22 protein-coding genes are annotated in these 22,142 nt (G+C 63.3%); 11 read left to right on the top strand and 11 right to left on the bottom strand.

The window, feature by feature from the left end; all coding sequences use genetic code 11:
* The first annotated feature begins 136 nt into the window (after positions 1 to 136).
* Complete coding sequence (locus NKI99_RS01755; RefSeq protein ID WP_352439855.1) at positions 137 to 1,579, top strand: MFS transporter; 1,443 nt, start codon at positions 137 to 139, stop codon at positions 1,577 to 1,579.
* 11 nt (positions 1,580 to 1,590) lie between these two features.
* Here the strand turns inward: NKI99_RS01755 and NKI99_RS01750 are convergent, their stop codons facing one another.
* Positions 1,591 to 2,295: a nitroreductase gene (locus tag NKI99_RS01750; RefSeq protein WP_352609502.1), complete on the bottom strand. Its 705-nt coding sequence runs from the start codon at positions 2,293 to 2,295 to the stop codon at positions 1,591 to 1,593.
* Between the two features lie 180 nt (positions 2,296 to 2,475).
* Here NKI99_RS01750 and NKI99_RS01745 point away from each other — a divergent pair, with 180 nt between their 5' ends.
* Genes NKI99_RS01745 through NKI99_RS01725 form a run of 5 tightly spaced genes read left to right on the top strand, consistent with a single transcriptional unit; the run spans position 2,476 to position 10,060 of the window.
* The gene (locus NKI99_RS01745; RefSeq protein ID WP_502895795.1) at positions 2,476 to 3,063 is read left to right on the top strand and encodes a helix-turn-helix domain-containing protein; all 588 of its coding nucleotides are present in this window, start codon (positions 2,476 to 2,478) and stop codon (positions 3,061 to 3,063) included.
* A 20-nt stretch (positions 3,064 to 3,083) separates the two neighbouring features.
* On the top strand, positions 3,084 to 5,537 hold the full coding sequence (locus NKI99_RS01740) for a GcvT family protein (protein WP_352609500.1): 2,454 nt from the start codon (positions 3,084 to 3,086) through the stop codon (positions 5,535 to 5,537).
* On the top strand, positions 5,534 to 6,439 hold the full coding sequence (locus NKI99_RS01735) for a homocysteine S-methyltransferase family protein (RefSeq protein WP_352609498.1): 906 nt from the start codon (positions 5,534 to 5,536) through the stop codon (positions 6,437 to 6,439). The genes NKI99_RS01740 and NKI99_RS01735 overlap by 4 nt, the downstream gene beginning before the upstream one ends.
* A complete protein-coding gene (locus tag NKI99_RS01730; RefSeq protein ID WP_352609496.1) occupies positions 6,432 to 7,613 on the top strand; it encodes a pyridoxal phosphate-dependent aminotransferase in 1,182 nt (393 codons plus the stop codon). The genes NKI99_RS01735 and NKI99_RS01730 overlap by 8 nt, the downstream gene beginning before the upstream one ends.
* Positions 7,610 to 10,060, top strand: coding sequence for a GcvT family protein (locus NKI99_RS01725; RefSeq protein ID WP_352609494.1), 2,451 nt, complete (start codon positions 7,610 to 7,612; stop codon positions 10,058 to 10,060). Before NKI99_RS01730 ends, NKI99_RS01725 begins: the two co-directional genes overlap by 4 nt.
* 101 nt (positions 10,061 to 10,161) lie before the next feature.
* Here the strand turns inward: NKI99_RS01725 and NKI99_RS01720 are convergent, their stop codons facing one another.
* From NKI99_RS01720 to NKI99_RS01690, 7 genes are all read right to left on the bottom strand, one after another.
* Positions 10,162 to 10,749 (bottom strand): NAD(P)H-dependent oxidoreductase, encoded by a 588-nt coding sequence (locus tag NKI99_RS01720; protein ID WP_023812349.1) that lies wholly within the window; start codon positions 10,747 to 10,749, stop codon positions 10,162 to 10,164.
* Entirely contained in the window at positions 10,749 to 11,330 is a 582-nt protein-coding gene (locus NKI99_RS01715) for an NAD(P)H-dependent oxidoreductase (protein WP_352609492.1), read from the bottom strand. The genes NKI99_RS01720 and NKI99_RS01715 overlap by 1 nt, the downstream gene beginning before the upstream one ends.
* 205 nt (positions 11,331 to 11,535) lie before the next feature.
* Positions 11,536 to 12,939 (bottom strand): FAD-binding oxidoreductase, encoded by a 1,404-nt coding sequence (locus tag NKI99_RS01710; protein WP_031213523.1) that lies wholly within the window; start codon positions 12,937 to 12,939, stop codon positions 11,536 to 11,538.
* Positions 12,939 to 14,237, bottom strand: a complete 1,299-nt coding sequence (locus NKI99_RS01705) for a cytosine deaminase (RefSeq protein ID WP_352609490.1) — start codon at positions 14,235 to 14,237, stop codon at positions 12,939 to 12,941. Before NKI99_RS01705 ends, NKI99_RS01710 begins: the two co-directional genes overlap by 1 nt.
* A gap of 4 nt (positions 14,238 to 14,241) precedes the next feature.
* Positions 14,242 to 15,093, bottom strand: coding sequence for an ABC transporter permease (locus NKI99_RS01700; protein WP_128304401.1), 852 nt, complete (start codon positions 15,091 to 15,093; stop codon positions 14,242 to 14,244).
* Positions 15,080 to 15,907 carry an ABC transporter ATP-binding protein gene (locus NKI99_RS01695; protein WP_352609488.1) on the bottom strand — a complete coding sequence of 276 codons (828 nt, stop codon included), beginning with the start codon at positions 15,905 to 15,907 and terminating at the stop codon, positions 15,080 to 15,082. The genes NKI99_RS01700 and NKI99_RS01695 overlap by 14 nt, the downstream gene beginning before the upstream one ends.
* 12 nt (positions 15,908 to 15,919) lie before the next feature.
* Positions 15,920 to 16,924 (bottom strand): ABC transporter substrate-binding protein, encoded by a 1,005-nt coding sequence (locus tag NKI99_RS01690; protein WP_352609486.1) that lies wholly within the window; start codon positions 16,922 to 16,924, stop codon positions 15,920 to 15,922.
* A 265-nt stretch (positions 16,925 to 17,189) separates the two neighbouring features.
* On the opposite strand from NKI99_RS01690, the gene NKI99_RS01685 reads away from it, so the two are divergent.
* From NKI99_RS01685 to NKI99_RS01670, 4 genes are all read left to right on the top strand, one after another.
* A complete protein-coding gene (locus NKI99_RS01685; RefSeq protein ID WP_352609483.1) occupies positions 17,190 to 17,573 on the top strand; it encodes a RidA family protein in 384 nt (127 codons plus the stop codon).
* Positions 17,574 to 17,627: 54 nt separating this feature from the next.
* Positions 17,628 to 18,431 (top strand): creatininase family protein, encoded by an 804-nt coding sequence (locus NKI99_RS01680; protein WP_352609481.1) that lies wholly within the window; start codon positions 17,628 to 17,630, stop codon positions 18,429 to 18,431.
* A gap of 169 nt (positions 18,432 to 18,600) precedes the next feature.
* Positions 18,601 to 18,855: a type II toxin-antitoxin system ParD family antitoxin gene (locus NKI99_RS01675; RefSeq protein ID WP_023812358.1), complete on the top strand. Its 255-nt coding sequence runs from the start codon at positions 18,601 to 18,603 to the stop codon at positions 18,853 to 18,855.
* Positions 18,855 to 19,151 (top strand): type II toxin-antitoxin system RelE/ParE family toxin, encoded by a 297-nt coding sequence (locus NKI99_RS01670; RefSeq protein WP_127291894.1) that lies wholly within the window; start codon positions 18,855 to 18,857, stop codon positions 19,149 to 19,151. Before NKI99_RS01675 ends, NKI99_RS01670 begins: the two co-directional genes overlap by 1 nt.
* Positions 19,152 to 19,172: 21 nt before the next feature.
* Here NKI99_RS01670 and NKI99_RS01665 read toward each other — a convergent pair whose 3' ends face one another.
* Together NKI99_RS01665 and cobD are read right to left on the bottom strand one after the other, a co-directional pair.
* On the bottom strand, positions 19,173 to 19,682 hold the full coding sequence (locus NKI99_RS01665; RefSeq protein ID WP_023812360.1) for a tyrosine phosphatase family protein: 510 nt from the start codon (positions 19,680 to 19,682) through the stop codon (positions 19,173 to 19,175).
* Complete coding sequence (cobD, locus tag NKI99_RS01660; protein ID WP_352609479.1) at positions 19,679 to 20,728, bottom strand: threonine-phosphate decarboxylase CobD; 1,050 nt, start codon at positions 20,726 to 20,728, stop codon at positions 19,679 to 19,681. Before cobD ends, NKI99_RS01665 begins: the two co-directional genes overlap by 4 nt.
* On the opposite strand from cobD, the gene cbiB reads away from it, so the two are divergent.
* Positions 20,727 to 21,695, top strand: coding sequence for an adenosylcobinamide-phosphate synthase CbiB (gene cbiB / locus NKI99_RS01655; protein WP_352609477.1), 969 nt, complete (start codon positions 20,727 to 20,729; stop codon positions 21,693 to 21,695). The genes cobD and cbiB overlap by 2 nt on opposite strands.
* A gap of 108 nt (positions 21,696 to 21,803) precedes the next feature.
* Here cbiB and NKI99_RS01650 read toward each other — a convergent pair.
* Positions 21,804 to 22,142 (bottom strand): transposase (locus tag NKI99_RS01650; protein WP_352609475.1); only part of this gene is annotated, 339 nt, incomplete at its 5' end.

Below are 22,142 nucleotides of genomic sequence, written 5' to 3'. Positions count from 1 at the left end.
TCAAGGCCAGCCGGTTCTGCCGCTAGAGAATCTGGCCGCAGGCGCCCATGGTGCGAAAACGTGGCCGCCCAACCGGCCCAGGGATATGAAATCCCTTCTTCAAGAGTCGGCACATTCGTTTGGTTCGAACATCTCCATGACCGCAGAACTATCCGCCGGCGCCACGGATCGCGCCGATGTGCCGGCCAGAGCCTTGCTCCTGCTGCCGCTAACGGTCGCCTGCGGCGTGTTCATGACCAGCCTCGACCAGAATGTCGTGGTGACCGCGCTGCCGGGCATCAGCGAAAGCCTCGGGCGTCCGCCCAGCCAGCTCGGCCTCTTGATTACCGTCTATGTCGCCAGCCTGATCATCTCGATGCCGCTTGGCGGCTGGGCCGCCGACCGCTTCGGACTGCGCAACGTCTACTGCTTTGCCTTGCTGGTGTTCGCCGCCTCGTCGGCGCTCTGCGGGCTGTCCGACAACATCTGGACGCTGGTCGGCGCCCGCGCGCTGCAAGGCTTTGGCGGCGCCTTGATGGGCACGCTCGGCCAGGTCGTCATCCTGTCGACCTTTCCGCGCAGCCGAACGCTGAAGATCAACATGTACATCTCGCTGGCCGGCCAGTCCGGACCGTTGGTCGGTCCGCTCGTCGGCGGCGCGCTGACCACCTACATTTCCTGGCGCTGGATCTTCTTCATCAACGTGCCGTTCGCGCTGGCTGCGGCAATTCTTGCCGCCTCGCTGTTTCCGACGATGACCAAGCCGGTGCGCACGCCGTTCGATTTTCCGGGCTTCCTGCTGGTCGGCAGCGGCATGGTCCTGCTGGTCTTCGGCATGGATTCGCTTGCCGCCAAGGATGCCGCGGGCGGCATCATCGCCGCCGAACTGGCGCTGGCGCTCGTTATCCTGACCATCGCCTCGTTCTACTGCCTGCGCGTGCGCAATCCGCTGCTCGATCTCAAGCTGTTGCGCATCCGTACCTTCCGCATTTCGTTCCTCACCGGTGGCGGGCTGGACACGATCGGCCTCAGCTCCGTCGTCTTCCTGCTGCCGCTGATGTTCCAGCTCGGCTTCGGCATGAGCGCGGTTCAGGCGGGATCGCTGACCTTCGTCGCCGCGGTCGGCTCCGTGGCCATGCGGTTCTTCATGCCGCGTGTCCTCAACCGTTTCGGCTTTCGCCGCGTGCTGGTCTACAACACGCCCATCGTCGCCGCCCTGGTTGCCGGCTTCGCGCTGATGCAGGCGACGACGCCGGTATGGATCGTGCTCACCTACATCTTCGTCTTCGGCGTCTTCCGCTCCGCGCAATGGGCCTCGACCGGCAACCTCGCCTATTCCGACATCGCGCCCGAGCAGCTCGCCCGTTTCAGCGCGCTCTATTACATATTATGGCAGCTGGCAGTGGCGATCAGCGTTGGCCTGGCCGCCGCGGCACTGTCGTTTCTGGCGGGCGGCGGCCCTGCCGTCGCCGACGACTTTCGCATCCTGTTCGTGATCGAGGGCGTCATCACGCTCTGCGCGCTGCTTGCCTACCTCAAGCTGACGCCGCAAGACGGCGTCCATGTCAGCGGCCACGGCGCACAGATGAACACGGAATGAAGCTGGCTGGCTTACTCGCTGAACGTCACCCACTCTTCCAGCGGCACGCGGTCGGTGCGGAAGGCGTTTTCAGGTTTTGACGTATCTTCGTAACCAACCGCCATGCCGCAGACGACGATCTCTTCGTCCGGAATGTCGAGCACCGGCCTGATCTGCCGGTGATAGGGCGCGAAGGCCGCCTGCGGACAGGTGTGCAGACCCCTGCCTCTAGCTGCGACCATGATGTTCTGCAGGAACATGCCGTAGTCAATCCACGAGCCCTGGTTGAGGCGGCGGTCGATGGTGAAGATCATGCCGACCGGAGCGTCGAAGAAGACGAAGTTGCGGTCGTGCTGGGCGCGCATCTTGTCGACCTCGCGGCGACCAATGCCGAGCGCGCCATAGAGGCCGAAACCGTTGGCGCGGCGGCGGGTCAGATACGGCTCGAAGAACTGGGTGGGATAATACCGGTACTCGTCCCAATCGGCTTTTTCGGCGCGAATGCCGGAATTGAGAATGGCGTCTGATATCCGCTGCTTGCTCTCGCCCTTGGTGACATAGACTTTCCATGGCTGCATGTTGGTGCCGGATGGGGCGCGCGCCGCAACCGCCAGAATGGCGCGGATGGTGTCGTCGTCGACCATGTCGGGCAGGAATGCGCGCACCGAACGGCGCGACAGGATCGCCTCGTCGACAATCTCGGCAGCGCCCGCAATTCGGGGGTTATTTTCCAGCATGGGCCGTCCCTTACCCTTTGTCTCGATCGGACGTCCCCACTCGCCGCTCTCGGCGGAGCCTTTGCATGAACCATCAAAATCGCGCAAGCAAATCTTGTGCATCCGTGAAAATCTACTTGATTTTTTCATGAGCTTGATTTCTCATGAAATTTGAGCGGATTTTTTCATGAAGAGAGCGTTTTGCCTTCGACTACCGCAAGAACATTGCAGGGACCTGACGAACGCGTGCTGGCCGGCGACATCAGGGCCCTGCGCAAGGCGCGCGGGCTGACACTCGCCGAGATTGGCCTGAATCTTGGCCGTTCCGTCGGCTGGGTCAGCCAGGTCGAACGCGGCCTGTCGACGCCATCGCTCGGTGACCTCAGGGCCTTCGCCGAACTGTTCGGCGTGCCGATCAGCCTGTTCTTCAGCCATGACGTACCTGTCGAAAGCGAGCGCGGCGTGGTCGTGCGCGCCGGCAGGCGCCGCACGCTTGGCACAAGCGAATCCGGCCTGGTGGAGGAGCTTCTGTCGCCCGATCTCGGCGGTAGCTTCGAGATGGTGCGTTCGGTCTTCGCGCCAGGCGCGGAACTGAAGGCCGAGGCGCAGCGACCGACCGAGGAAGCCGGATACGTCGCGTCCGGACTGTTCGACATCGAGATCGGAGGTGTCTGGCATCGGCTTGGCGAGGGCGACTCCTTTCGCTTCGAAGGCAAGCCCTACCGCTGGCGCAATCCGGGTGCCGAGCCGGCAATTGTCATCTGGGTGGTTTCACCACCCGTCTATTGAGTTCAAGTTTGGAGAAGAACATGGCGGGTTTGCCGAGCACGGCGCGCGTGGTGATCATCGGAGGCGGTGCCGTCGGCACCTCCTCGCTCTACCATCTCGCCAAGGCGGGCTGGACCGACTGCGTGCTCTTGGAAAAGAACGAGCTGACTTCGGGCTCGACCTGGCATGCCGCTGGCAACGTGCCGACTTTCTCCTCGTCCTGGTCGCTGATGAACATGCAGCGCTATTCGACCGAGCTTTATCGCGGGCTGGCCGACGCGGTCGACTATCCCATGAACTATCACGTCACCGGCTCGCTGCGCCTTGCCCACACGAAAGAGCGCATGCAGGAATTTCAGCGCGCCAAGGGCATGGGCCTCTACCAGGGCATGGACATCGACATTGTCGGTGTCGACGAGATCCAGCGTCGCTATCCCTTCATCGAGACGCATGACCTGAAAGGCGCGCTCTACGACCCGAGCGACGGCGACATCGATCCGGCGCAGCTCACCCAGGCGCTGGCCAAGGGTGCGCGCGACATGGGCGCGAAGATCATCCGCTTCTGCCCGGTCACAGGCGTGCGCCGTGAGAACGACGAATGGGTGGTCGAGACGGCACAAGGTGAGATCCGCTGCGAGATCGTCGTCAATGCCGCCGGCTACCGCGCCGCCGAAGTCGGCCGGATGTTCGGCCGCGACGTGCCGATGATGGTGATGAGCCATCAGTACATTTTGTTCGAGGAGATTCCCGAACTGGCGGCATGGTCGAAGGAACAGGGGAAGAAACTGCCGCTGCTGCGCGACGTCGACACCTCCTACTATCTTCGCCAGGAGAAGAACGGCATGAATCTCGGCCCCTATGAGCGCAATTGCCGCGCGCATTGGGCCACCCACAACGACCCGATGCCGGAGGATTTTTCCTTCCAGCTGTTCCCCGACGATCTCGACCGGCTCGAACATTATCTGGCCGACGCCGTCGCCCGCGTGCCGATCCTGGGCACCGCCGGCCTGTCCAAGGTCATCAATGGCCCGATCCCCTACACGCCGGACGGCAATCCGCTGATCGGCCCGATGCCCGGCGTTCCCAATGCCTTCGAGGCCTGCGTCTTCACCTTCGGCATCGCCCAGGGCGGCGGCGCCGGCAAGGTGCTGGCCGAATGGGTGACAGAGGGCCAGACCGAATGGGACATGTGGTCATGCGACCCGCGCCGCTTCACCTCCTTTGCCGCGGCGCCGGACTATTGCGTCGCCAAGGGCATGGAGATCTACGGCAACGAATACGCCATCCAGTTCCCGCGCCATGCCTGGCCGGAAGGCCGCGACCGCAAGCTGTCGCCGATCCACGATCGCATCAAGGCGCTCGGCGGCCGCTTCGACGCCTATAATGGCTGGGAGCGCGCCACCTGGTATGCGCAAGAGGGCGATGATATTTCAGAGGAAGCGACGCTGACCTTCCGCCGCGAAGGACCCTGGCACCATCGTGTGCGTGAAGAATGCCTGGCCGTGCGCGATGCCGCCGGCATTTTGGACCTGCCGGGCTTCTCGCGCTTCAACCTCGAAGGCCCGGGTGCCGCCGAATGGCTGAGCCTGCAGGTCACTGGGCTGGTGCCGAAGCCAGGCCGCATCGGCCTGGCCTATTTCGCCGACGACAAGGGCCGTATCGTCACCGAAATGTCCGTGGTGCGCCACGACGACAACCTGATGACGCTGATCACCGCGGCGGTCGCGCAATGGCATGATTTCGAGTGGCTGAAATCGCGCCTGCCCAAGGACGCCCCGTTCAAGCTGATCGACCGGACCGAGGAATTTTCCACCCAGATCCTGGCCGGCCCCAACTCGCGAAAAATCCTCGCTGATGTCTGCGAAGCCGACCTCACTCTGCCATGGCTGACGCATCAGGAGACAAAGATCGCCGGTCGCTGGGCCAAACTCGTGCGCGTCTCCTTCGCCGGCGAACTCGGCTGGGAAATCCACACCAGGATCGACGACACCGCCGCCATCTTCGATGCCATCTGCGCGGCGGGACAACAGCATGGGCTGAAGCCGTTCGGCATGTATGCGCTGGATTCGCTCAGGCTCGAAAAAGGCTACCGCACCTGGAAGGGCGACCTGTCGACCGACTATTCGATCCTGCAGGGCGGGTTGGAGCGCTTCGTCAAATGGGACAAGCCCGACTTCCGCGGCAAGGCGGCACTCCAGAACGAAAAGCAGCAAGGCGTGAAGAAGCGCTTCGTCACGCTGGTGGTGGAAAACCCCGGCGATTGCGACGCTCCGTCAGTTTCTACACTCTGGCATGACGGCAAGATCGTCGGCGAGACGACGTCGGGCGGCTGGGGTCATCGCATCGACAAGTCGATCGCACTCGGCATGCTGCGCGCCGACCTGGCCGAACCAGGTACATCAGTCGAGGTCGAAATCTTCGGTGACCGCTTTCAGGCGATCGTGCAGAAGGATGAACCGCTGTGGGATCCGAAGAACGAAAGGCTGCGCGCATGAAGAAAATCATCCTCACCGATGGCGGGATGGGCCAGGAACTGGTCCGCCGCAGCAAATCCGAGCCGACACCGCTTTGGTCGGCCAGGGTGCTGATCGACGAACCCGATTTGGTGCGCGACCTGCACGCGGAATTCATCCGTGCCGGCGCACGTGTCATCACCATCAACACCTATTCTGCGACACCCGAACGCCTGGCGCGCGAGGGCGCGGAAGACCTCTTCAAGCCATTGCAGAAGCGCGGCATCGAATTGGCCAGGCAGGCCCGCGACGAGGCCGGCGATGCAGCCATCGCCGGCTGCCTGTCGCCGCTTTTCGGCAGCTATGCACCGGCACTGACCATTTCCTTCGAGGACACGCTCGATATTTACCGCCACATCGTTGCCGAGCAGGCCGATGGCGTCGACCTGTTCCTGTGTGAAACCATGGCGTCGGCGGACGAAGCCCGCGCGGCGGTCACCGCGGCATCGGAAAGCGGCAAGCCGGTATGGGTGTCGTGGACGCTGGCCGACCACGGCAAGCCACGGCTGCGCAGCGGCGAGACAATAGCCGCCGCGGCAGGCGCGCTCGATGGCCTGGCAGTCGCCGCGCGGCTGGTCAATTGCTGCCGGCCGGAAGCAATCGCCGCGGCTTTGCCTGAACTGATCGACCTCGGCGGCCCGGTCGGCGCCTACGCCAATGGCTTCACTTCAACCGAAGCACTCAAGCACGGCGGCACCGTCGATGTGCTGCACGCCCGTCACGACCTTGGCCCGGATGCCTATGCCGACCAGGCGATCGGCTGGGTCGAGGCTGGGGCAAGCATCGTTGGCGGCTGCTGCGAAGTCGGACCGCCGCACATCGCCGCCCTGCGCGACCGGCTCGAACAGGCCGGCTACGAAATTTCGGGAGTTTTGCATGCCTAGACCATCATCGCGTATTTCCGGCATCGTGCCTTCGGGCAAGGACGGCTGGGAAGTCCATTTCGCCGCCTGGACGCGCAAGGAGGCCGGCGAAGACATCATCATGCTGTCGGTCGGCGACCATGATTTCGACACGCCTTCGCAGACCATCGAAGCCTGTGTGACCGCGGTTCGCGGCAGCAATCATCACTATACCCCGCTTCCCGGCTTGCCGCGCCTGCGCAGGGCGATGGCGGCGGCCTCGACCGCCTGCACCGGCATCGAGACGTCGCCGGATCAGGTGATCGCCACACCGGGTGGCCAGGCCGCACTCTACGCCGCCGTGCAGGGCGTGCTCGACCAGGGCGATCACGCCATCGTCGTGGCGCCCTATTATGCCACCTATCCCAACACGTTCAGCGCCGCAGGCGCTGATTTCACCGTCGTCGAGACACCGGCCGAGGATGGCTTCCAGCCGCGTGCCGACATGATCCGCGCGGCAATCCGGCCGAACACGCGCGCCGTCCTGATCAACACGCCGAACAATCCGACAGGAGCTGTCTATTCGCGCGAGCGGCTGGAGCAGTTGGCAGAAGTCTGCCGGGAGCACGACCTCTGGCTTCTGTCGGACGAAGTCTACTGGACGCTCGGCGGCGGCGAGCACGTCTCGCCGCGCTCGCTGCCAGGGATGGCCGAGCGGACGCTGGTCATCAATTCGATGTCCAAGAGCCACGGCATGACCGGCTGGCGCATGGGCTGGCTGACGGGACCGGAGGAGATGATCACGCTCATGATCAATCTCAATCTGGTGACGACCTACGGCCTGCCGGCCTTCATCTCGATTGCTTGTTCCGAGGCGCTGGAGAACCGTTACGGTGTCAAGGAGATCGCCGAACGTTACGCGGCACGCCGCACCGTCTTGCTCGACGCCGTGCGGGGCATGAACGATGTCACCGTGCGCGGTTCGGAGGGCGGCATGTATGTCATGCTCGACATCTCGGCCGTCGAACCGGACGACGAGAAATTCGCCTGGGCCCTGCTCGACAGCGAAAAGGTTGGCGTCATGCCCGGCTCCAGCTTCGGCGAAGCGGCCGCCGGCCACATTCGCATCAGCCTCTGCCAGCCCGAACCCGTGCTGCAGGAAGCTGCACTTCGTCTGCGCCGCTTTGCTTCCAGCTACCGTCGCGAGGCAGCATGACCGCCAAGGCAATTCCCGCCAAAGCAAGAGCGGTCATCATCGGCGGCGGCGTTTCCGGCTGTTCGGTCGCCTATCACCTGGCCAAGCTCGGCTGGACTGACATCGTGCTTCTCGAACGCAAACAGCTGACGTCGGGCACGACATGGCACGCCGCCGGCCTGATCGGCCAGTTGCGCGGTTCGCAGAACATGACACGGCTGGCCAAATATTCCGCCGATCTCTACGTCAAGCTGGAAGCCGAGACCGAGGTCGGCACCGGCATGCGCCAGGTCGGTTCGATTACCGTGGCGCTGACCGAGGAGCGCAAGCACGAGATCTACAGGCAAGCGTCGCTGGCGCGTGCCTTCGATGTCGACGTGCGTGAGATTTCGCCCAGGGAAGTCAGCGAGATGTACCCGCATCTCAATGTTTCCGATGTCGTCGGTGCCGTGCATCTGCCGCTCGACGGCCAATGCGACCCCGCCAACATCGCCATGGCCCTGGCCAAGGGCGCGCGCCAGCGCGGCGCCACCATCGTCGAGAATGTGAAGGTCACCAAGGTCCATACCAAGGCCGGCCGCGTCAGCGGCGTGTCCTGGGCACAGGGCGAAGACCAAGGCACGATCGAAGCCGACATCGTCGTCAACTGCGCCGGCATGTGGGCGCGCGAACTGGGAGCGCAGAACGGCGTCACCATCCCGCTGCATGCCTGCGAGCATTTTTACCTCGTCACCGAACCGATCCCCGGCCTCACCCGTCTGCCGGTGCTGCGGGTGCCGGACGAGTGCGCCTACTACAAGGAGGACGCCGGCAAGATGATGCTGGGCGCCTTCGAGCCGGTGGCAAAACCCTGGGGCATGGACGGCATAAGCGAGGATTTCTGCTTCGACCAGTTGCCGGAGGACATGGAGCATTTCGAGCCGATCCTCGAAATGGGCGTCAACCGCATGCCGATGCTGGCAACCGCCGGCATCCACACCTTCTTCAACGGTCCTGAGAGTTTTACGCCCGACGACCGCTACTATCTCGGCGAGGCGCCGGAACTGTCCGGCTACTGGATGGCGACCGGCTACAATTCGATCGGCATCGTCTCCTCCGGCGGCGCCGGCATGGCGCTGGCGCAGTGGATCAATGACGGCGAAGCCCCGTTCGACCTGTGGGAAGTCGACATCCGCCGCGCCCAGCCGTTCCAGAAGAACCGCCGCTATTTGAAGGAACGCGTCTCGGAAACGCTCGGCCTGCTCTATGCCGACCATTTCCCCTATCGGCAGATGGCGACATCGAGGAATGTCAGGCGTTCGCCGCTGCACGAGCATCTGAAGGCGCGCGGCGCCGTATTCGGCGAAGTCGCCGGCTGGGAGCGCGCCAACTGGTTCGCTCGCGAGGGCCAGGAGCGCGAATACCGCTATTCCTGGAAGCGCCAGAACTGGTTCGACAACCAGCGCGAAGAACACCTTGCGGTCAGGAACGGCGTCGGCCTGTTCGACATGACCTCGTTCGGCAAGATCCGCGTCGAGGGCCGCGACGCCAGCGCTTTCCTGCAAAGACTGTGCGCCAACGACATGGATGTAGCGCCGGGCAAGATTGTCTACACCCAGATGCTCAACAAGCGCGGCGGCATCGAGAGCGATCTGACGGTCTCGCGGTTGTCCGAGACGGCTTTCTTTCTCGTCGTCCCCGGCGCCACGCTGCAGCGCGATCTCGCCTGGCTGCGCAGGCACATCACCGACGAGTTCGTCGTCGTCACCGACGTGACGGCGGCCGAAAGCGTGCTCTGCCTGATGGGCCCGGACGCAAGAAAGCTGATCCAAAAGGTCAGCCCCAACGATTTTTCCAATGATAAAAATCCGTTCGGCACGTTCCAGGAAATCGAGATCGGCATGGGCCTGGCCCGCGCCCACCGCGTCACCTATGTCGGCGAACTCGGCTGGGAACTCTATGTCTCGACCGACCAGGCGGCTCATGTCTTCGAGGCGATCGATGAGGCCGGCGCCGAAGGCGGCCTGAAGCTCTGCGGCCTGCACACGCTGGATTCCTGCCGCATCGAAAAGGCCTTCAGGCATTTCGGCCACGACATCACCGATGAAGACAATGTGCTGGAAGCCGGCCTTGGCTTCGCGGTGAAGACCGCCAAGGGCGACTTCATCGGCCGCGATGCCGTGCTGCGCAAGAAGGAAGCCGGCCTGTCACGCCGGCTCGTCCAGTTCCGCCTGAAGGATCCAGAGCCCCTGCTCTTCCACAACGAAGCGATCCTGCGCGACGGCAAGATCGTCGGCCCGATCACTTCAGGCAATTACGGCCATCATCTCGGCGGCGCGGTCGGGCTAGGCTATGTGCCATGCCAGGGCGAGAGCGAAGCGGATGTGCTGGCTTCATCCTACGAAATCGAGATCGCCGGCGAGCGCTTTGCGGCGGAAGCCTCGCTGAAGCCGATGTATGATCCGAAGGCCGAGCGGGTGAAGATGTAGCGCCTCTTACCCTCCCCCTTGTGGGGAGGGTCGGCTCGCGGTCGGAGCAGAGCGGAGATTGCGGGACGGGGTGGGGATAGCGCCCTACGAGACCCCGCTTCTCAAAACCGCTCCAGCTTTGCCCGCACCTTCGCCAGAAACGCCGCCCTTGTTGCCGGCGTCGAGGCATCCATCAAATAGTGCGCCAGGAAAAACGTCCGGCAGCGCGTCGCGCACAGCGCCCGCATGCCGCGCAGCAGGGTCTTGCGTCCCGGCTGGCCGACGACGACGCTCCACCAGGTCGGGGCGCCGCAGGTGGTGATGACACCGACCTTGGTCACATGCGTCATCAGCGACTTGATCCGCCCCTTGCCGGCCGGCAGCTTGAAGGCGACGTCCGTCGCCCACACCCGGTCGAGCCAGCCCTTCAGCATCGCCGGCAGTCCGTACCACCAGGTCGGATATACAAACAGGATCGCTTCGGCCCAGTTGAGCAGCTCGAAATGCGGCTTCAGCGCCGGGTCCTGCGGCGCTTGGTCATTGTAGGAGCGTCGCTCGTCGCAACCCATCACCGGGTCGAATTTATCGGCGTAGAGGTCGAGCAGCCGCACCTCCCAGCCTCGTCGCATCAGCACCTCGACGGCGCTGTCGCGAATGGCCGCACAGAAGCTGTCGGGCACCGGATGGCAGTAGACCACCAGCGCACGCATCAGAAGGCATCCATGCTGGCCGCGACCTTGGCAATGAATTTCCGCCGTGTGTCATCGGTCGAGAGATTCATCGCGTAGTGCGCGAGGTAGGTCACCGGCGCGCCCGGTTTGACGGTGGCGCGCAGCATGCGCTTGATCAGTTTGCGCGGCGGATCGCCCATCAGCATGGCGCGGAACCGGCTGCCGCCATAAGTGGTCACCGCCGCAACCTTGCGTATGTTGTGCAGCGACGGCTGCGCCTTGCCGTCGACCAGCTTGAACGACACGCCGGGAAGGAAGACGCGATCGAAAAAGCCTTTCAGTATCGCTGGAAAGCCATAGTTCCAGACTGGATAGGAAAGCACCAGCGCATCGGCTCGCAGCAGGCGTTCGACATAAGGTGCGGCAGCGTCAGCGGCGCCGCGCGGATTGTGGTAGTCCAGCCTTTCCTGCCGCGTCATCCGCGGATCGAAATCCTCCGCGTAGAGGTCGCAGTCATCGACCGTATGGCCCGCCGCCGTCAACCGCTCTACGATCATGCGGTGCAGGCCGGCATTGAAGCTGGTCTCGACCGGATGGGCGTAAAGGACGAGGATGTTCACAGGGGAATATCCCCTAGGTCAGTGCGAGGCACCCCCCTCTGCCCTGCCGGGCATCTCCCCCGCAAGGGGGGAGATCGGACTGCCGTATCGCTTTCGCTAACTGTCGACGCCGCAGAATGGTCGCGACTCAAAGGCTGCCAATCTCCCCCCTTGCGGGGGAGATGTCCGGCAGGACAGAGGGGGGTACTCAAGCGCAAACCTCTCCTCATCCCACTCTCTGCAACCCCTTGAACAAGAACGTCCGGCCCGAACGGTAGTCGTAGTCCGGGTTTTCCCAGGCGATCATCTTGCCGGGGTTGAGCAGGCCTTGCGGATCGGTCTCGCGCTTGAAGGCGAGCTGCACCGCGTCGGTCTGCTTCATGCCGCCCTCTTCCAGCGTGTAGCGATGCGGGTTGAAGATCGGGCAGCCATTCTCCTCATGCAGGCGCACGATCTCGTCGAGCCGAGCCTCGCTGGTGAACTTGACCAGCGGCAGGCCGAAGCAGGTGATGTTGCCGTCCAGCCGCACGAATTCCAGATGCGAGAAAACCTCGCCCGGAAACATCTTGTCCATCTTTTCGACCAACGCGAGCTGGTTGGGAAAGGGATAGAGCGACTGCAGATAGGTAATCGAAGGATCGACGCGCAGCGCCCTCAGCGTCGTGTGGTTCCAGGCCAGCTCATAGGCCGGCGGCAGCCCCTTCTTTTCGTCCAGCGTTGCGGTTGCGGCATTGTAGATCACCTCGCCACCGGCCCGGCCGGTGAAGGCCAGTAAAGCGTCCAGCCCATGCCGCGCCACCATGACGACGCAGATGCTCTGCCCCTGCTGCAGGAATTTCTGGTGCCGCTTGAAATAAAGCTGTGGCACGGGTGCCGCTATCGGCGTGATCAGCTTGGTCAGGATACCGTCCTGGCACGCCAGTGCATTTCCATAGCGGGCCGCATCCATGAAAGCGTCGAAGCCGACGATGACGTCGATCCATTCATAAGCCGCGGTCAGCGGCATCTCGACCTCCGATATGATGCCGTTGGTGCCGTAGGCATGGGTCACCTTGTGCAGATCCTCGCCGGTGAGTTCGAGCGCTTTCGGCTCGGCCTCCATGGTCACCACGCGCAGCCGGAGCACATTGCCGAAATCACGCAGGCCACCGAAATTGATCGAGCCGACGCCGCCCGAACCGCCGGCGATGAAGCCGCCGATCGAAGCGGTGTTGTAGGTAGAGGGCGATAGCCGGAGTTCCTGCCCGGAATGCGCTCGCGTTGCCTTGTCGATATCGGCCAGAATGGCCCCCGGTCCGGTCACGACGCGACCCGGGGCGATCGACTTGATCTCGTTCATCTCGGCAAGGTTGAGCACGACGCCGCCGGAGAGCGGCATCGCCTGGCCGTAATTGCCGGTGCCGCTGCCGCGCGGTGTCACCGGCACGCCATGGCGATGACAGGCGGCAAGCACGCGGATCAGTTCGGCCTCGTTCTTCGGCGTCACGATCAGATCGCCGGTGACATGGTCCAGTTGCTGCTTCAGCACCGGGCTGTACCAGTAGAAGTCACGGCTCTTCTGCTGGACGATGGCCGGATTGTCGTCGACCTTGAGCCCGTCAAGATCGCGTTTGAGCGCCGAAACGTCCATCATTCCACCATCAGTTCGTCGAGTTCGGCATAGTCGGGCAATTGCCGGTCGATCGCCTTGCCGCCGCGCACCACGATGCGATCCGATTCGGGCCGCGAGAGCAATTCCGTCCAGCTTCGGCCTTTGAACAGGACAAAATCGGCATCGCCGCCGGCGGCAAGCGTGCCGAAGCCATCAAGCCGCATCACCCTGGCCGGCGTCGCGGTGACCGCTTGCGGCCAGTCGGCGACCGGATGATCGAAGTGCAGGATGCGCGTCGCCATGCGGTAGACCTCCAGCATGTCGAGGTCGCCATAGGCATAAAATGGGTCACGCGTATTGTCGGATGCGACGGCAACCGCAATGCCCCTCGCCTTCATTTCGTGCAGCAGCGTCACACCACGCCAGCGCGGCGTGGTGCCGTCGCCGCGCCGATCCTGCAAATAGAGATTGCACATCGGCAATGAAACGACGGCTAGCCCTGCCTTCGCCACCTTGTCCAGCGTGTCGAGCACGTCGAGGTCCGGCTGGCGCGCAAGCGAGCAGCAATGGCCGACGAGGATCTTTCCTTCGAAACCGTTCCAAAGAGCGGCCTCGGCGATCTTCTTCAGCGATATGGCGGAGATGTCATCGGTCTCGTCGGCATGGAAATCGAGATCGAGGCCATGCTTGATCGCTTGCGCGAAGACATGGTCGAGCAGTTCTTCGAGGTCCGGCACCATATAGGTGACGACACCGAGCACGCCCTTTGCCGCGGCAACCCTCTTTGCCAGCCTGTCGAACCACTTTTTGTCGCGTACGCCTTCGATGCCGAGCAAACAGGCGCCCTGCAACTCGATGCGGCCGCGCCATGCCTCGCGCATCGCCTCGAACACCGGCCAGGAGATTTCCTCCTGCGGCGCGACGCTGTCGAGATGCGTGCGCAGCGCCCTGGTGCCATGGGCGTAGGCTGAGCGCAGCGAGAAATCCATCCGTTTCGCAACGTCCTCGGCGCTCCAGCGTGCCACACGATCGGCGCCGGCGGCATTCAGCGCGCCCAAGAACGTGCCGTCGGGATTGGGCTTTCGCGGCCAGATATGGCCCTTGTCGATATGCGTGTGGCTGTCGACGAAGCATGGCAGCACGATGCGGCCGCCAAGATCGACGGCATCAGCAGGCGCTGCACGACCGCGGGCGGCAATGCCTGCGATTTTGCCGTCCGCGATAGTGACGTCGGCAAGCGCAAAGCCATCCCTGTCGAGAGCAGCGCCAAGGCCTGGGGTCAGGGATGCGTGAAGCCTGACATTGGCGAGCCGGTATGAACCTGTGTTCGGAATCAAGGGCCTAGCGCTCCTGCTTCAGTGCGCTTTCGTGCCAGCGCCGCAAAATGAGATGCGAAATCAGCGACAGCACGAGGAAGATCAAAATGCCGGTCAGCGAGATCAGGAACAGCGCCGCGAACAGCCGCGGCGCGTTGAGCCGGTAACCGGCCTCGATGATGCGCGAGGCAAGGCCGGACGACTGGCCGGTGGTGCCGGCGACGAACTCGGCCACCACCGCGCCGATCAGCGACAGGCCGCCGGCGATCTTCAGCCCGCCGAGGAAATAGGGCATCGCGGCCGGCAGCCTGAGATAGCGCAATTGCTGCCAGCGCGTCGCGCCATTGAGCTTGAACATGTCGCGCAGATTGCGGTCGACGGAGTTGAGGCCAAGCGTGGTGTTGGACAGGATCGGAAAGAAGGCGACGATCCAGGCGCACAGCAGAAGCTTGGTCGTCTGGTCGTTCACATAGATGTTGATCAGCGGAAAGATCGCCACGATCGGCGTCACCTGCAGCACGATGGCGAAGGGAAAGAACGACATCTCGACCCATTTCGATTGCGCGAACAGCACCGCCAGCCCGACCCCGCCGACGACCGCCAGAGCCAGGCTGAGGAAGGTGATGCGCAAGGTCACCAGCAGCGAGGAAAACAGCAGGCCGGCGTCGTTGTAGAGCGTCCACAGCACCACGCCCGGGCGCGGCAGGATGTATTGCGGAATCGCGTTCCAGACGCAGATGCGATCCCACAGCCAGATCGCCAGGATCATGATCGTTAGCGGCAGCAGCCAGCGGCCGATCCGTTCGAACCGCTCTTGGCGCACGCGGCGCGCTTCCTCGGGGTCGAGTTCGAGCACGCGCTCGTCAATGGCCGTCATGATGCGCGCCTGCTGTTGAATTGATGGCATTGACCAACACATCGGAGGCCTGCCGGCAGAGGGCCGCATAGTCGGGCGAGGTACGAAACGCCTCGTCGCGCGGATAGGAGGCCTCGATGGCGAGTTCGTCGAACACCCTGCCCGGACGCGCCGCCATGACGACGACGCGGTTGGAGAGGAACACGCTTTCAAAGACGCTGTGGGTGACGAAAACGACGGTGAAGCGTTCGTCCTGCCACAGTTCCAGGAGATCGTTGTTGAGCTTGAAGCGGGTGATCTCGTCGAGTGCGGCGAACGGTTCGTCCATCAGCAGCACGCGCGGTTTGGTCACCATTGCGCGCGCGATCGAGACGCGCATCTTCATGCCGCCGGACAGTTCGCGCGGCACCGCGTCTTCGAAACCGGTCAGGTGCACCCGCGCCAGCATCTCCGTGATCGCCGGTGTCACCTTGGCGCGCGAAATGCCTTTCAGCCGAAGCGGCAGCCAGACATTGTCGAAAACATTGGCCCAGGGCAGCAGCGTCGGCTCCTGAAAGACGAAGCCGATGTTTGAGCGGTCAAGCGCGCCGCCGCCGCGCCAGTCGAGCACGCCGGAGGTCGGCGTCGACAGGCCGGCGATCAGCCGCAGCGCCGTCGACTTGCCGCACCCCGACGGCCCAAGCAGGCTGAGGAAATCGCCTTCCCGGATGGTCAGGTCGACGTCGCTGAGCGCCGTCACGCCGTTGGAAAATACCTTGCCGACGCCGCGCAGCGCCAGAAGCGTCGGGGCCGTACCCGACACAGCCGGCGCTGGCGCCACTTTTTCCCTTATCATGCCGGGACCGGCCTATTTCTTCAGCTCGAGCCCGACGCCCTTGTTGATGAAGGTCAGTGTGTAGGCCTTCTTGATGTCGATGCCGTCGGGCGTGACCTTGGCCTTGACCATCTTGTCGTAGAAACTCTTGATCCGCTCGTCGGTCATGGCGCCGATGCCGAGCTTTTCGGTGTCGCCGGAATCGGCCAGGCCGAACTTCTTCATCTGCTCGATCGAGAACGCGATCTGCTCGTCGCTCATGTCGGGATTGTCTTTCTTGATCAAGTCGTTGGCGGCCTTGTTGTCGCCGTAGAGATATTTGTACCAGCCCTTGGCGGAGCCATCGACGAAGCACTGGACTACCTCCGGCTTCTTGTCGATCGTGTCCTGCATCACCTCGATCGTCGTAGAGTAGGTGTCCCAGCCATAGTCGGCGAGCAGGAACTGGTTCGGCACGAAGCCGCCCTCCTTCTTGACCGCGAACGGCTCGGAGGTGACGTAGCCCTGCTGGATCGACTTCTTGTTGGCGAGGAAGGGAGCGGTGTTGTAGGTGTAGGGCGCGCGCTTGGAGGCATCGAAGCCGAGTTCGATGACCATCCACTGGAAGAAGGTCTGCACGCCCTCGTCACCCAATATGTACTGGTCGGCGTTCTTCAGGTCCTCCCATTTGTCGAGCCCTTCGCCGGGATGGGACATGATGACCTGCGGGTCCTTCTGGAAATCCGCCGCCACCACCCGCATGGGAATGCCTTGCTGCACGGCATCGAAAGCCGACAGCAGATTGCCGCCCATGTAGAAATCGATCTTGCCGGCCAGCAGCATCGGCCGGCCGCTGACCTGCGGACCGCCCTGCATAATGGTGACGTCGAGGCCGCAGGCGGCATAGGTGCCGTCCGCCACGGACTGGTAATATCCGCCATGCTCCGGCTCGGCCAACCAGTTGGTGCCGAAGGTGACTTTCTCATTCGCAGCAGCACCCAGCGTGCTGGCTGCAAGCAGGGCCACAACCGCCACCGAGATCTTCTGTTTTCCGTACATCGACACCACCCTCTGTTTGCTCCGGCGCGCCACGCGCCAGGCTCGACACCAAAGATTCAAGAAGCAAGACACATGCCACCGGCGTCTGGCGCCGCGGCCGCCCGCTTGAAAGACGTTGCCATGCCAAGGGCGGACGGGTCATGCTGTACGGAAGGCATCGTGCCTATTTTTTGAACGGCTGTCCACAATCGCCCGGGCAACATGCACCGCCATCTTGAAGGTGTAGTGGGTCCGGCTTTAGGCTGACGGCATCCAGGAGATTGCCATGTTCAGATTCCTCACCCCGAAGTCGATCAAGCCGCCCTTTGCCCGCTACAGCCACGGCGTCGAGGTGCCGGCTGGCAAGCGGCTGGTGCTGTGCTCGGGTCAGGTCGCCATCACCGCGGACGACCAGATTCCCGAAGAGGCCGGCGCGCAGGCCGAACTCTGCTTCCGCAACATCGAAGCGATTCTCGGCGAAGCCGGGCTGGGCCTACGCGACATCATCCGTATCAACGCCTATGTCACCGACCGCGCGCATCTGCGGCCCTATATGGATGTCCGCGACCAGCTGTTTTCCAGCCCCGCGCCGGCCTCGACGCTGATGATCGTTTCCGGCTTTGCCCGCCCCGAATTCAAGGTCGAGGTCGAGGCCATCGCGGCCGGGTGATCGACAGACAACCTCCGCCGCGCTAGGTCTGGCCGTTCATCGAAGAGGCATGACATGACTGTTGCGAAGAAACGTGTGTGGTGGGGCGACTACCGGACCACCGAATACGCCTCGATCGATCCGGAGGCGACGATCGCCGTGCTGCCGGTGGCGGCGATCGAGCAGCATGGCCCGCATCTGCCTGTCTCGACCGACACCTCGATCATGAACGGCATGCTCGACACGGTCATCGCCCGCCTGCCCGACAATCTCGACATCCGCATCCTGCCGGTCCAGGCGGTGGGCAAGTCGAACGAACATCTGCACGCGCCGGGCACCCTCACTCTGCCAGCAACCACGCTGATAGAAGCCTGGACCCAGCTTGGCCTGTCGATCGCGCGCGCCGGGGTGCGCAAGCTGATCGTGGTCAATTCGCATGGCGGCAACGAGGAGATCATGGGCATTGTCACGCGCGAATTGCGCGTGCGCGAAAAGATGCTGGCGGTAAAAACCAGTTGGCAGCGTTTTGGTCGTCCGGCCGGCATGTACACCGAGCTCGAGGACCGTCACGGCATCCATGGCGGCGATGTCGAGACCTCGCTGATGCTGCATTTCCGGCCGGACCTCGTCGACATGGGCAAGGCCGACAATTTCGTTTCTAATGTCGCCAAGGCCGAAAACGAATTTTCGCTCCTGCGCCACACCGGCACCCATGCCTTCGCCTGGATCGCTGGCGATCTCAACCCGAACGGCGTCGTCGGCGATGCCAGCATCGCGACGGCGGAGAAGGGCCGGCTGACGGCAGAATATCAGGCCGACGGGTTCATCAGCCTGCTGCGGGATGTGCGCAAGGCGAAGCTCGCGGACTGGTTGACGTAGCCTCCAAACCAGTGGCCTGGCATCGAAAGGCAAACGCTGTCCTCTTGAACAAACCAGGCGACGGAGGGCGGATCAGACGATCACGCTTTTGCACAGAGAGATTTCCGCACAAGAGATTTTGACAAACTTTGCCAAAATGGGCCATACTGGACGGGATATGGAGGCCAGTATGGCAACGATGAACGTATCATTGCCCGATCCGATGAAAGATTGGGTTGAGGCGCAAACCGAAACGGGCCGCTACGCCAACGCGAGCGATTATGTGCGCGATTTGATCCGTCGGGATCAGGAGCGCAACGACAAGATTGCCGCCATGCAGCGCTTTGTCGATGATGGCTTGAAGAGTGGCATCGGCAATCGATCCAGGGACGCGCTTTTCACGGAGGCGGTTAAACGCGCTGAAAAGCCATCCGGCAATAGGTAGTGGGATTTCGCCTTTCTTTAGCCGCGGAAGAGGACATCGTCGGTATTGCCGAGCAAGGGGTGCGCCTGTTCGGCGCTGTGCAGGCCAGACAGTATCATGACGAGTTGTTCACGATCTTTGACCTGATCGCTGCCAGTCCCCGAATAGCGCGAGAGCGGCTTGAATTGAGGCCACCGATGCGTATCCATCCCTTCAAAGCCCATCTTGTCGTCTACCGGATCGAAGCCGACGACGACGTGTTCATTGTCCGGGTACGCCACGGGCATGAAGATTGGGCGAATGAGGGCACTCGATAATCGAACAACGACATGGGGCAGCTAGCTGTCGATCCTCAGCGCGAAAGGCGTTCCTTCGAAGGCATCGGCGCCGCGCCCGATCGATTCGATCGCCTCGATCATGCGGCCGTTGCGATCTAGCAGTGCGTCGGCCACCGCAATCAGCCGCGGATTGGGTGTCGCCGATGGCGACAGCGTCCGCAATGTCTGAGCCAGTTCGGCCTCATCGCGTTTCGGCGCCAATGCCGCCGCAATGATGTAGGCGGAGGCGGTCGAGCGGCTGATGCCGGCATAGCAATGCACGAGCATCGGCCTTGCCCGGTCCCAGCGGCGCGCGAAATCGAGCAGGTTACGGACATGCTCCTCGCCCGGCATGGTCATGCCGTCCTGCGCCGCCGCGATGTCATGCATGACCAGATGCAGATGGTTTTCTCGGGCGATCGACGCCGGACGGACCACCTCCGTTCCGGCGGCAAGCAGCGACAGCATGCGGTCGGCGCCGGTCCTGGCCACCGTTTCCTCGATCTTTGCCAGCGAACAGACATGGATCATTGTTTTGAACCCTTCGATTGATGCTCGCGCCGCGACGCCCATTCGGCAAGAGCGGTCTCGAGCCGCTGCCATTCCTCCTCACTTCCCGGCAGGCCGGCGCGCAGAACGTCAGGCCGATCGGCAAAATGGCGAAGCAGGATGCCGCGCTCGCCGAGCGCGGCAAACAAATCGGCGGCATTGGTCAAACTGAGGAAACGATACAATGTGGTGCCGCCCGCTACGGGTACGCCGAAGCGGGCCAACAGCGCGTCGAGCCGCGCCGATGCGCCGGCAAGAGATGATCGCATCGCGTCCTGCCAGTCGATGTCGGCAAGCGCGCGGATGCCGTATTCCAGCGCCGGGCCGGCGACGGCCCATGGCCCGAATTGCGTCTCAAGCCGTTCGACCGTCGCTACATCGGAAAGTGCAAACCCGAGCCGCAGCCCGGCCAGGCCGAAGAACTTGCCGAACGAACGCAGGACGACGATACCGCCCTGGCCGACATCGCCGCAGAGGCTATGCTCGCGCGGCCCAACATCCATGAACGCCTCGTCGACAACCAGCAGCCCGCCCTTGGCGCGCAATCCGGCAGCCAGAGCCAGCAACCGGTCGCGCTCGATGACACGTCCATCCGGATTGTTCGGATTGACGATGATGGCAAGGTCGGCGTCCGCCAGGTCAGCGAAATCGCCGACCTCGGTCACCGCGTGCCCGGCGATCACTGCTGCGCGGGCATGTTCGGCGTAGGTCGGACCCAGCACCAGCGCCCTTCCGGGGGTAATCAGCGAGGCGACGCGCGGCAACAGGATCTGCGTGCCCGGTGCCGCCACGATGTTGGCTGGCGACGGCGCCCCATAGGCACTGGCAGCGATCTCTGTCAGCTCACGCGTGCGCGCGGCTTCCGGCAACCGCGACAGCGAGGTGGCGGGCAGGTCGAAAAGCGGGTAGGAGTGCGGATTGATACCGGTCGAGAGGTCGACGAATGGCAGCAGGGCGTTGGGAAAAAGCCCCCTCGCGCGGCCAAGACTTCCACCATGGTCCACAACCGCCCCATTAAGAAGCTTCATGTCAGTCCTGATCGCTTTCCTGTCATTGGCCGTCGAATTCGCCCTCGGTTACCCCGATTGGCTGTTTCGCGCCATCGGCCATCCGGTGACGTGGTTCGGCAGGCTGATATCCTTTCTCGACCACAGGCTCAACCGCGCCACTGATCCCGACGCGCTGCGTCGCAAGCGTGGTGTCCAGGCGCTGCTGGTCATCGTGCTGGTGCCGGCGATAATTGGCCTGGGCGTGCAGATCCTGTTCTGGTTTGTTCCCATGGGCCTCGTCATCACGGCCCTTCTGGCAACGTCGCTTCTGTCGCAAAAGAGCCTCTATGAGCATGTCGAGGCGGTGGCTGACGCGCTCGACACCGGCGGCCTGGCTTTGGGCCGCGTTGCCGTTTCGCGGATCGTCGGCCGCGACCCTGAAACGCTCGACAGGGCCGGCGTCTGCCGCGCGGCGATCGAGAGCCTGGCCGAGAATTTCTCTGACGGCATCGTCGCCCCCGCCTTCTGGACCGGCGTCGGCGGCCTGGCCGGCGGCGCCGCCTACAAGGCCGCCAACACCGCCGATTCGATGATCGGCCACCGCACCCCGCGCCACGAGGCGTTCGGCTGGGCAGCGGCGCGCTTCGACGACTGGATCAATCTGCCGGCGTCGCGGCTGACGGCGCTGCTGATCGTGCTGGCGGCGTTCCTCGTCAAAGGCGCTGATGCGAAAAATGCCTGGCATGCGGTATTGCGCGACGCGAAAAAACATCGCTCACCCAATGCCGGCTGGCCGGAAGCGGCGATGGCCGGCGCGCTCGGCCTGTCGCTCGCCGGGCCGCGCAGCTACGGCGGCGTACTGGTCGACGACGTCTTCATGGGCGAAGGTGGGCGGCGCGAAGCCGACAGCCTCGACATCAGGCAGGCGCTGAAACTCTATCGCGTTGCCGACTATCTGCTGATCGCCCTGTTCGGGTTGGTTTCGATCATCGTCATTCTGGCGTGACCTCACCGCCTCGTGAGTTCTCTCCCGAAGGGAGGAAGGGAGCCGTGCTGCAACAGGTTCGCGCCTTTCCTCTCCCCCGTCGATCGGGGAGAGCGACTATCTGGGGTGTCAAGTTGCAATTACGAACTCGTTGCGCGCATCGCGTGCTTTTGCATTGAGGATGACCAGGAGTTTTCTGGCGAGTGCGATGCGGATGAGCATTTTTGGCTTTCCCGCCTGTTGCAACCGTTGAGCGAAAGCTTTGAGATGAGGATCGAATTTGGCCACGATAGCTGCGACGATGAAGAGGATGCCACGCGGCCCGGCGCGTCCGCCTCGCACATGCCTGTTGCCGGTGCGCTTGCCGCTATCGTTGGCGAAAGGAGCCAGGCCTGCCAGCTTGGCGATGGCCTTGTTGGAGATGAGGCCGATCTCGGGCAGTTCGGCCATCAGACGGGCGACAGTGCG

Origin of the sequence: Mesorhizobium sp. M0239, assembly GCF_040321815.1 — a bacterium.
Lineage (GTDB): Bacteria > Pseudomonadota > Alphaproteobacteria > Rhizobiales > Rhizobiaceae > Mesorhizobium.
Note: the sequence above shows the minus strand (reverse complement) of the source record. Positions and strands in the feature narration are given on the sequence as shown.

Bases quoted from the DNA above. Each gene is read 5' to 3' on its own strand.
- NKI99_RS01690 (WP_352609486.1), bottom strand. From the start codon at position 16,924: ATGTACGGAAAACAGAAGATCTCGGTGGCGGTTGTGGCCCTGCTTGCA.
- NKI99_RS01680 (WP_352609481.1), top strand. From the start codon at position 17,628: ATGACTGTTGCGAAGAAACGTGTGTGGTGGGGCGACTACCGGACCACC.
- cbiB (WP_352609477.1), top strand. From the start codon at position 20,727: ATGTCAGTCCTGATCGCTTTCCTGTCATTGGCCGTCGAATTCGCCCTC.
- NKI99_RS01720 (WP_023812349.1), bottom strand. From the start codon at position 10,749: ATGCGTGCGCTGGTGGTCTACTGCCATCCGGTGCCCGACAGCTTCTGT.
- NKI99_RS01750 (WP_352609502.1), bottom strand. From the start codon at position 2,295: ATGCTGGAAAATAACCCCCGAATTGCGGGCGCTGCCGAGATTGTCGAC.
- NKI99_RS01755 (WP_352439855.1), top strand. From the start codon at position 137: ATGACCGCAGAACTATCCGCCGGCGCCACGGATCGCGCCGATGTGCCG.
- NKI99_RS01675 (WP_023812358.1), top strand. From the start codon at position 18,601: ATGGCAACGATGAACGTATCATTGCCCGATCCGATGAAAGATTGGGTT.
- NKI99_RS01730 (WP_352609496.1), top strand. From the start codon at position 6,432: ATGCCTAGACCATCATCGCGTATTTCCGGCATCGTGCCTTCGGGCAAG.
- NKI99_RS01735 (WP_352609498.1), top strand. From the start codon at position 5,534: ATGAAGAAAATCATCCTCACCGATGGCGGGATGGGCCAGGAACTGGTC.
- NKI99_RS01695 (WP_352609488.1), bottom strand. From the start codon at position 15,907: ATGATAAGGGAAAAAGTGGCGCCAGCGCCGGCTGTGTCGGGTACGGCC.
- NKI99_RS01725 (WP_352609494.1), top strand. From the start codon at position 7,610: ATGACCGCCAAGGCAATTCCCGCCAAAGCAAGAGCGGTCATCATCGGC.
- NKI99_RS01665 (WP_023812360.1), bottom strand. From the start codon at position 19,682: ATGATCCATGTCTGTTCGCTGGCAAAGATCGAGGAAACGGTGGCCAGG.
- cobD (WP_352609479.1), bottom strand. From the start codon at position 20,728: ATGAAGCTTCTTAATGGGGCGGTTGTGGACCATGGTGGAAGTCTTGGC.
- NKI99_RS01685 (WP_352609483.1), top strand. From the start codon at position 17,190: ATGTTCAGATTCCTCACCCCGAAGTCGATCAAGCCGCCCTTTGCCCGC.
- NKI99_RS01740 (WP_352609500.1), top strand. From the start codon at position 3,084: ATGGCGGGTTTGCCGAGCACGGCGCGCGTGGTGATCATCGGAGGCGGT.
- NKI99_RS01700 (WP_128304401.1), bottom strand. From the start codon at position 15,093: ATGACGGCCATTGACGAGCGCGTGCTCGAACTCGACCCCGAGGAAGCG.
- NKI99_RS01710 (WP_031213523.1), bottom strand. From the start codon at position 12,939: ATGGACGTTTCGGCGCTCAAACGCGATCTTGACGGGCTCAAGGTCGAC.